The sequence below is a fragment of the Lentisphaerota bacterium genome (genome assembly GCA_016873675.1).
Classification (GTDB): domain Bacteria; phylum Verrucomicrobiota; class Kiritimatiellia; order RFP12; family JAAYNR01; genus VGWG01.
In genome coordinates this window covers 19472-27854 of the sequence record VGWG01000032.1, presented here as the reverse complement: position 1 = coordinate 27854, position 8383 = coordinate 19472, and the positions used below count along the sequence as shown (strand labels likewise).

5 protein-coding genes and 1 pseudogene are annotated in these 8383 nt (G+C 65.5%); all 6 read right to left on the bottom strand.

Annotated elements, in window-relative coordinates:
• Positions 1 to 288 precede the first annotated feature (288 nt).
• Positions 289 to 525, bottom strand: a pseudogene (locus FJ222_06015) (OmpA family protein).
• A 1355-nt stretch (positions 526 to 1880) separates the two neighbouring features.
• Complete coding sequence (locus FJ222_06010; GenBank protein MBM4163980.1) at positions 1881 to 3644, bottom strand: IS1634 family transposase; 1764 nt, start codon at positions 3642 to 3644, stop codon at positions 1881 to 1883.
• Positions 3645 to 3848: 204 nt separating this feature from the next.
• On the bottom strand, positions 3849 to 4361 hold the full coding sequence (locus FJ222_06005; protein ID MBM4163979.1) for a hypothetical protein: 513 nt from the start codon (positions 4359 to 4361) through the stop codon (positions 3849 to 3851).
• A gap of 24 nt (positions 4362 to 4385) precedes the next feature.
• Complete coding sequence (locus tag FJ222_06000) at positions 4386 to 5903, bottom strand: N-acetylgalactosamine 6-sulfate sulfatase (GenBank protein MBM4163978.1); 1518 nt, start codon at positions 5901 to 5903, stop codon at positions 4386 to 4388.
• 331 nt (positions 5904 to 6234) lie between these two features.
• Positions 6235 to 6471, bottom strand: a complete 237-nt coding sequence (locus FJ222_05995) for a hypothetical protein (protein MBM4163977.1) — start codon at positions 6469 to 6471, stop codon at positions 6235 to 6237.
• A gap of 33 nt (positions 6472 to 6504) precedes the next feature.
• Positions 6505 to 8214 carry a beta-glucosidase gene (locus FJ222_05990; GenBank protein MBM4163976.1) on the bottom strand — a complete coding sequence of 570 codons (1710 nt, stop codon included), beginning with the start codon at positions 8212 to 8214 and terminating at the stop codon, positions 6505 to 6507.
• Positions 8215 to 8383 lie beyond the last annotated feature (169 nt).

Genomic DNA, 8383 nt, shown 5'->3' with positions numbered 1-8383 from the left:
CGGCACGGCGGTGACGGCGGTGGCGGACACGGGCTATCACTTCGTGCAGTGGAGCGACAGCAGCACGCAGAACCCGCGCACGGACGCCAACGTGACCGGCAACATCGCCGTGACGGCGAGCTTTGCGATCAACGGGGGAGGCGTGTCGGCCACGGGCGGTACGGTGACGAACTACACGCTGAACGGGACGAACTGGACCGCGCACATCTTCACGAACAGCGGCACGTTCACGGTCACGAGCGGCGGCGATGTGGAATACCTGATTGTCGGTGGTGGTGGTGGCGGCGGCGGTGGTGGCGGCAGTGTATGGGGCGGTGGCGGCGGTGGTGCTGGCGGAGTGGTCCTGGGATCAACTTCCGTCGTCGCGACAGGATATGCCATCGTTGTAGGTGCAGGTGGGGCTGGCGCAGTAAATGCTGCCGGAAGCACTGGCCTTGTATCATCGGCATTCAGCATGAATGCCATTGGCGGCGGCGGCGGTGCTGGTAATGGCAATGCTAGTATCGGCGGCTCAGGTGGTGGTGGCGCAAATGGTCAGAATGCCCCAGACTCGAAAGGAACCGGCGCAAATGGTATTGCCGGTCAGGGGAATAAAGGCGGCAACGCCATTGACGCCGGAGCTTATGGCTCGGGCGGCGGCGGTGGCGGTTATGCTGGTGCTGGTGCAAACGGCGCAGTAGGACAGGGCGGCAATGGTGGTGCGCCGTTGACCTCCACCATGTCCGGCGTTTCAAAAGACTACGCAGGCGGAGGTGGTGGCGGTGTTGGAAGTGCCGTTACAGCGGGATCTGGTGGCGGAACTTCAGGGGGCGCAGGGAGTAATTCTGGTGCGGGATCACCCGGCACAGTTTCCACTGGCGGCGGCGGTGGCGGAGCGAAAGGCAGCTCAAGTGCTGGCGGCAACGGCGGCAGCGGCATCGTGATCATCCGCTATGTGAGTGGCGGCGGCGGTGGTGGCGGCGGTGGCAGCCGGGGAGGCACGGTGTTGACCGTGGCCGGCGGCGCAAGGACGTCCGGGACGAGGCAGCCCCAAGTCAAGGCGGTTGGCGTGGAAAGCGCGGGGACGCAGGCCACGGCAAGCGCGGCGACGGCATCGGTGGCGGCACCGGTGGCGGCGGAGGAAACCATCGCGGTGCAGTGTCTGCGCGGGGGCCTTGTGATGGTCGGCTGGGCGTTTGACGCCGGGGCGGGCGGAGTGGAACTGAAGAGCGCGGACGTGCTGGGCGGGCAGGGGCTTCCGGAGGGCACCGCGGTGTGGCACTGGAACCCGGCGAATGGCGCCTACGATACTGACCGGCTGGACGGGAAGGGTCAGTGGGAAGGGAACGTGACGTGGAAGCGCGGCGCGGGCTTCTGGATTGTAATGCCGGCCAATGCGCCGGAGGCGGAGTACGGGATTCTTCTCAAGGGCCTGGCGCCGGTGGACGAGGCGTTCGCGCAGGCGGTGAATCCCGGGCTGAACCAGTTGGGTTATCCGTATCCGAAGGAAGCGGTGTGGGCGGCGACGGCGCTGGCGCGGGGCGCGGCGGCGGGGGACACGTTGCTGGTGTGGGACGAGGAAACGAGCAGCTACGTGGAGAACGTCAAGGGAGCGGACGGCGAATGGTCGGCGCCGGAGATGACGCTGCGGGCGGGGCAAGGGTTCTGGTTCCGGACGGCGCGCGATCCCTTCACGAACGAAGAGCCGAATCCGGACGGGCGCTGAGAGGGCGGACGGGCGGTGCGAGGAGTCGTGTTCGTGCGTGCGTGGGCAAGGTCCCTGGCGGCGGGGTTGGTTCTGGGATCGTGCGTCGCCGCCGGGGGATTAGCCCGACTTTCCCCGTTCGAGGTATAAACCATCGATTTTGCTGGGGTTTGACCCTCAAGGTTTCCCCTACATTTCAGTCCCCGGCAGAAGCCTCGATGCGGGGCGGCGGCTGTTCGGGGAGTCGCATATCGAGCCGGTGGAGGAGGATCTGCAGATCCTTGTCCGGCTGTGTGTAACGCGGGAGTACAAGCGTTCTACCGTCAGTCGTTGGGAAGTGGACGTCGATCATCTGCACGGTCTTGAACTTGTCCAAGACGGCGCGCGGCGTGAGGCCGGGAGCGAGCCCCCGTGAGCGCTGCTTGAGTGTTGCAAAGAGGCAGTAGGCGAGGAATCCGGCGAAGATGTGCGCCTCGATCTGCCCGTCGGTCTGATGGTAGACCGGGCGGATGGCGAGGTCGTTCTTGAGATCCTTGAAGGCCTGCTCAACCTCCGTGAGCGTGATGTAGAGTTTCCAGAGGTCTTCGGGGTTCTCCGGTGGCAGATTCGTCCGCAGCAGGTACGTGCCCTCGCCCCTGCGCACGTCACGGAGCTTCGCGCGGTCCAGCCTGAAGGAGAACGGCGCTTCGGCCGTCGGCAGTCTGACGTCCACAGCGCGGCCCGCAGAGCGGCCCGCCTCATGCCTGGCCACGGCGACCTTTGCCACCAGCTCGTCGTGGGCCAGGTCCTTCATCTGGGTGATCTCCCCGAGACGCCGGAGCAGGATCCGGAGCCTCCGGCGGCGCATGGCCTGCTCCTTGTCGCGTCGGCCGCAGCTGCGGGTCAGGACATACGTGTCGCCGTCCGTCCCTGCGGCGGTTTTCACCTGGATGCCCTCCCGGGCCTTCCGCCAGGGCTGGCCGGCGATCTCGCGCTGGAGCTTCGTGAGCCGACCGCGCGGCGTCCCCACGAGGTAGCTCGTTCCCGCCTCGCGCATCTCGCCGAGCACCTCCTCGGTGGGGATACCGCGGTCCATGATCCAGGTCCGGCCCGACTTGCCGTACAGCCTCTCGATCTTCGCCAGAAAGTCCTTCAGCGTGGTCTTGTCCGACGTGCTCCCCTTCATCGTCTCATAGGCGACGGGCAGCCCGTCGGGAGTCACGACGAGCGCGATGACGACCTGGACGCAGTCGGGGCGCCTGTCGCGGCTGTACCCGAAGCGGCGGAGACCGGACGCCCCGGGGACGTCGCACTCGAAGTAGGTGCTCGTCAGGTCGTACAACAGGATGTCGCATGTCGCGCCGAACAGCGCCCCCCAGCGTTCGCGGAGGTGCTTGAAGAGCTCGTCTTTGTGCTCGCAGAGCTTGGCGAGACAGCGGTAGAGCGTGTTCTTCGCGGCTACACTCGCGTCGCATCCGAGGAGGTCGGCCATCGCCGTGTTTCGGAACCATTCCCGGTGCATCCGCCATTCGCTCCCGGGGTCGAGAAGTCGGTAGGTCACGATCGCCGCCAGCACGTCGGTCCAGCGTGTCCCCTTCCGGCTGTCTGCCACGTGCGTACCCCAGAACGCCTCCAGCTCCAGCAGATTCCAGAGTTCCAGGGACAGCCAGCAGCCGCCCCATTGGCGCGGGCGGTGCAGCGTCATCGCGTCGAGGCGAACGCGCACGGGGTTCACAGTCCCGGCGGGCGGGACGCGATCCTCGGGAAACAGACTCATTTGGCGCACGCCCGAGCCCCCGCCGTCAACCACCTCGATCGCAGAACACCACTGAATCCGCTGGGAGTCGTTGATCTCGCCCAAATAAAGGACCTGTCGCGTACTGACGCCGTTGCGCGTCCTCACGCTCTCCGCGATACACCAGTAGCGATGCTCCTTCCCGTCTTTGAATCGCTTGTGGCATTTGAGGTACATGCCCCGCATTATCGCACAGGCGCAGCGCGACCGTAAGGGGGTAGGTCTGTCCTACAACGACTTTTGGAGCTTCACCCGTCAGATCCGGGAATTCATCCATCAGGTCCAGCACGGTCCGGGTCGTAATGACCCCCTCATTCAACCCCTCGCGCCAGTCCCAGAACCAGACCGGATCGAGGTGCGCGTTGGGTAATAGATGAAAGGTCGTCGTAGTCATTTGTGATCCTTCTCCTCCGGCGGCAAAGGATTGCCGCCCTCCAAGCGCCCCAGCAATAACGTCTGTATCTTCTTCGGTGCCAGCGCCAGCCGGATGCGGCCACGGGTCAACTTGACCTTCTTGCCGGCCGTGTCTTCCGCCAGATCGGTTTGCGTTACCTCCGACACGGGAGGAGTTTCGGGGTCGGCCGCCTCCATGCCGAGGGCACGGCACGCCTCGTCCGGGCGCCTCAGGCCGTCCTCGACGTAGCGGCGGTAGCGCGCCTCGGGCGCCCCCTTCCCGGGCGTCATCGCCAGCAGCGGCGCGCGGCAGACGCATTCCGGCACGGGCGCCAGCCCGGCATAAGCCCTGAAGTTGCTCCACGAATACGACCGCAGAAACTCCCTCCGCTCGGCGCACGGCCTTTCGCGCCACGCCTCGACCGCCACCGGGTGCAGATGCACGTACCGGCTCAGCCGCAGCAGGTACGCGTCGCCCGCAACCAGCGTCGCGCCAAACCTCCCCTGCATCAGGTGACCCCTATTCCCCTCTTATTAATCCCGCAGGTAGTCCTCCCTGCGGAGACTACGCAACACGGACTGGTGCCATGCCCCTAACTCGGCCTTCATCCGCTCCACAGTCTCGGGCCTCTCGGCGGCGAGGTCCCTGCTTTCGGCCAAATCGGCCGAGAGATCGTAGAGTTCGTACTTGCCGTCAGCCATACGGTACAGTTTGTAACGATCCTCGGTCCACGTCATCTGACCGCCGACCTTCTCCGTGTCCACCACCTCGTCGAACGGTACGCCGCCGCTGCGTTCGCGCGGCGACTGCGGAGTGGTGGAACTGTGCCAGAACCCAATCCCCTTGCCGCGCTCGGTCATCCGTCCGTCCACGAGCGGCAACAGGCTGATGCCGTCCAGCGGCAGGTTCTGCCCGGGCATCGTCACACCCAGCATCTCGACGATAGTGGGGTAGATATCGCTGGTGCAAACGGGCACCGATGACCGGGACCCCGCCTGGATCCGCGCAGGCCACTCGATGATCCCCGGAACGCGCACGCCACCTTCCCACAAAGTCGTTTTCCTGCCGCGCAGACTGCCGGTTGAACCTTGAGCGGATCGTGTAGAAGGTCCGTTGTCGGAACAGAAGAGCAGCAGCGTGTTGTCCGCAATTCCGCTGCGTCGCAAAGCCTCCCGGAGCGTGCCCATGGCGCGGTCAATGGCCACAATCTCCCCGTAATAGGCGGATCCGCCAGCTGCGGCCGTGTCCTCCTCCAAGGCCCGATGTGGCTCGTGCGGATTACCGAACCATACCACCGCCAGGAACGGTTTGCCCTGCTTTCGAGCGCGGTCCATGAACTTGATTGCCTCGCCAGCGATGTAGTCCGACCCGTCGCCGGTGAACCGCTCCGGTTGGCCCTGCCGGCTGAGTGTCCAGTTCAGGTCGAAATAGTTCGGGGCGCTCAACCATTCGTCGAAGCCGAACCGACCGGGATGCAGGGGATCGTTTGCTGCAATGACCTTGCCGGAGTTGTCGACGCCGTTCAGGTGCCACTTCCCGAAGTGTCCGGTGGCGTAGCCGGCCTGCTTGGCCGCCTGCGCGATTGTCTGCTCTTCGATCCGCAGCGGTAAGCTGGGCCGGAAGATCCCGTAGCGATAGGGATGGCGCCCCGTGAGGAAGCTCCCCCGCGTGGGCGAGCAGACCGGGGCGGCCGCGTAGAACCTGTCCAGTCGCAGGCCCGCCGCCGCCATCGCGTCCAGGCACGGCGTCTTGCATGCTTTCAAGCCGTTGTAACTCACGTCCCCCCAGCCCTGGTCATCGGTCATGCAGAGCACCAGGTTCGGCGGGCTCGTCGCCTCATCCAACGGCGCTCCCCACACCATCATGTTCCCCAGGGCAAGTACGGCCAATCCGCCAGCACCCATCGCCAGGAACTCACGTCGCGTTCTTATCTCGTATGCGTGCTTGGCGTCGCGTAGATTCATGTTTGGCAATGGAGGCTCTTGCACCCCCCGCAACGCAGCGACTGACGGCTTGAGTTGCGGGGCCTTTTGTAAGTTGAAAAGCCGCATCGCCCACCCTGAGCATACGCGACGTTCCAACCTGCGCCCATCGTTTTCTGCGCGGCACCCTACCGCGCCCAAAACGACCAAAGAGACTATCGCGCATTCCGAGGCGTTGGTCTACCCCAAAACCCGGTGGACACAAGGCCGTTACAACGCCACAGGAATGGCAACAGCTACGGCGGCCGGCAATACTGGAACTGTTCCGCGAGCATGTGTATGGGCGGGCGCCTGTGGGAAGGCCTGACACCCTCCGGTTTGAGATGACCGATCTTTCAACGAATGCGTTTTTGAGACCGAACGTGACATTGACGCAACACGCATGGCGGTGGTTGGACATTCACGATACGGAAAAACCGCGCTCTGGTGCGGCGCGCAGGATGAGCGTTATGCGTTGGTTATCAGCAATGAATCCGGCAGTACGGGCGCCGCGTTGGCCAGGGGCAAGCGCGGCGAAGATATCAGAACCATTAATCGCAAATTCCCCCATTGGTTCTGCGCCAACTACACGCGCTACAACGGCAAGGAAGCCGACCGGCCGATTGATCAGCACCAGTTGCTTGCCCTGCCGTGCCATGACCCGGGCGCCCCGCCCGGGAGCCAAGCCGCGTCAGCATCTTATCTCGACGGTTACGTTCCGGGCCGCGTCCTGCGAACCGCCGATGGCGATGCGGAAGCGACCCGGATACCACGTCGGTACGCCCTGACGGTCGGGAAGGGCGAAGGCCGATGGGGGCAGTTCCAAATCAATGGTCCGCGCTTCGCCAGGCTGCAGGTGGACGCGGGCAAACGCCTGCAAGGTCTGCGTCGGTCGCGAGAATGGGGCCTGTTCCTGGTGGACATAGGCCTGCACCACCTCGTCGCCCGCGCGATCACCGGTATTGCGCAGGGTCACCGCGATGACCACGCCAGCTCCCGGCCGGAGGACCTCGGTGCCGCGCAGGGCGCAGGATTCGTAGACGAAGGTGGTGTAGCTAAGCCCATCGCCAAAGCGCCACAGCGGTTTGCCGTCGGATTCCAGATAGCGGTTCCAACCCACCGGCTGATGGTGGTAGTAGACCGGCAGATGACCGACATCCCTGGGAGCGGTCATCGCCAGGCGCCCACCGGGATTGTACAACCCGGTGAGGACTTCGGCGATGGCGGTGCCGCCTTCCATGCCGGGATAGCCGGCGTCGATGATCGCCACAGCATGGGTGGCGAGCCAGGGGAGCGCCATTGGGCGGCCCTTGATTACAACCGCGATGATCGGCACCCCGGCAGCGTGGATCTCCTCCAGCATCTGTTGCTGGACACCGCCCAGGCCGAGGCTGCAGCGATCAACGCCCTCGCCCGAGTCCATCTCGAAACCCTGCCCGGCACCAAGATCAACCGCGCCGGTTCCGCTAAAGCAGGCGTTAAAATTCCGTGCGCTGGAGCCGCCGATTATCGCGATGCACAACCCGGCGGCACGCGCCGCCGCAACGGCAGCCGCGATGCCGGATCCATCCATGGCGTTGATGCCGCAGCCTCGCTCGTAGGTGATCGCGCACTGTGGCAGGAGCCTCCGCAGCGCCGCCAGCGGCGTGATAGTATGGCCATCTGGGTGCGGTGCGGTGTAGTCGCCGAGCTGGTTGTACGGCGCATCGGCGTTGGGGCCGACCACGGCCAGCCGCGCGACGTCCGGCACCAGCGGCAGCGCGCGACGTCCGGCGATCTCCTGGTTGCGCAGCAGGACTACGCCGGCGCGGGCAGCAGCCAGGGCCACGGCCCGGTGTTCGGACGAGGCGACGACCCGGGCCGGGCGGCCTTCGTCGAGGTAGGGTCGCTCGAACAAGCCCAGCCGGAACTTCGTCTCCAGGATGTGGCCCACGGCGCGGTCAAGATCCTCCAGTGCCAGCCGCCCGGATTCTACCTCGCCAGCCAGCGCCTCGGCCGCAGCGTCCCAAAGCGACAGATCCATGCCGCACCGGATCGCCTCAGCCACCGCCGCTGGCGCATCGGGCACGGCGCGATAGGCAGCGAACAAATTCTCGGCGGCATGGCCATCCCCCACCACGATGCCGGTAAACCCGAGCTCCTGGCGGAGAACTTCGGTCATCAGCCGGCGACTGCCCAGCACCGGCTCGCCGTCCACCGCGTTGTAGCTCGCCATCACGCTGCCAGCCCCGACACCGATCGCCGCAGCGAACGGCGGCAGATATACGGCACGCAATTCGCGCGACCCGAAGTGGGCGGCACTGCCGTTGTGACCACCCTGAGTTGAACCGTAGCCAACGTAGTGCTTCAACGTACAGACGACCCGCCCCTCGCCACCGTCCTCCTGCACCCCGCGCACCATCGCCGCCGCCAGCACCCCGGCATGAAACGCATCCTCGCCAAAGCACTCCTCGCAACGGCTCCAGCGCGGCGGTAAGCCCGCCAGCCGCCTGCCGGCTGCATGACCTGTCCAACCTTCTCTGCCAGGGTCATGCGGGCGAGAAGATCGCGAACGCGCTGTTCGATGGGCA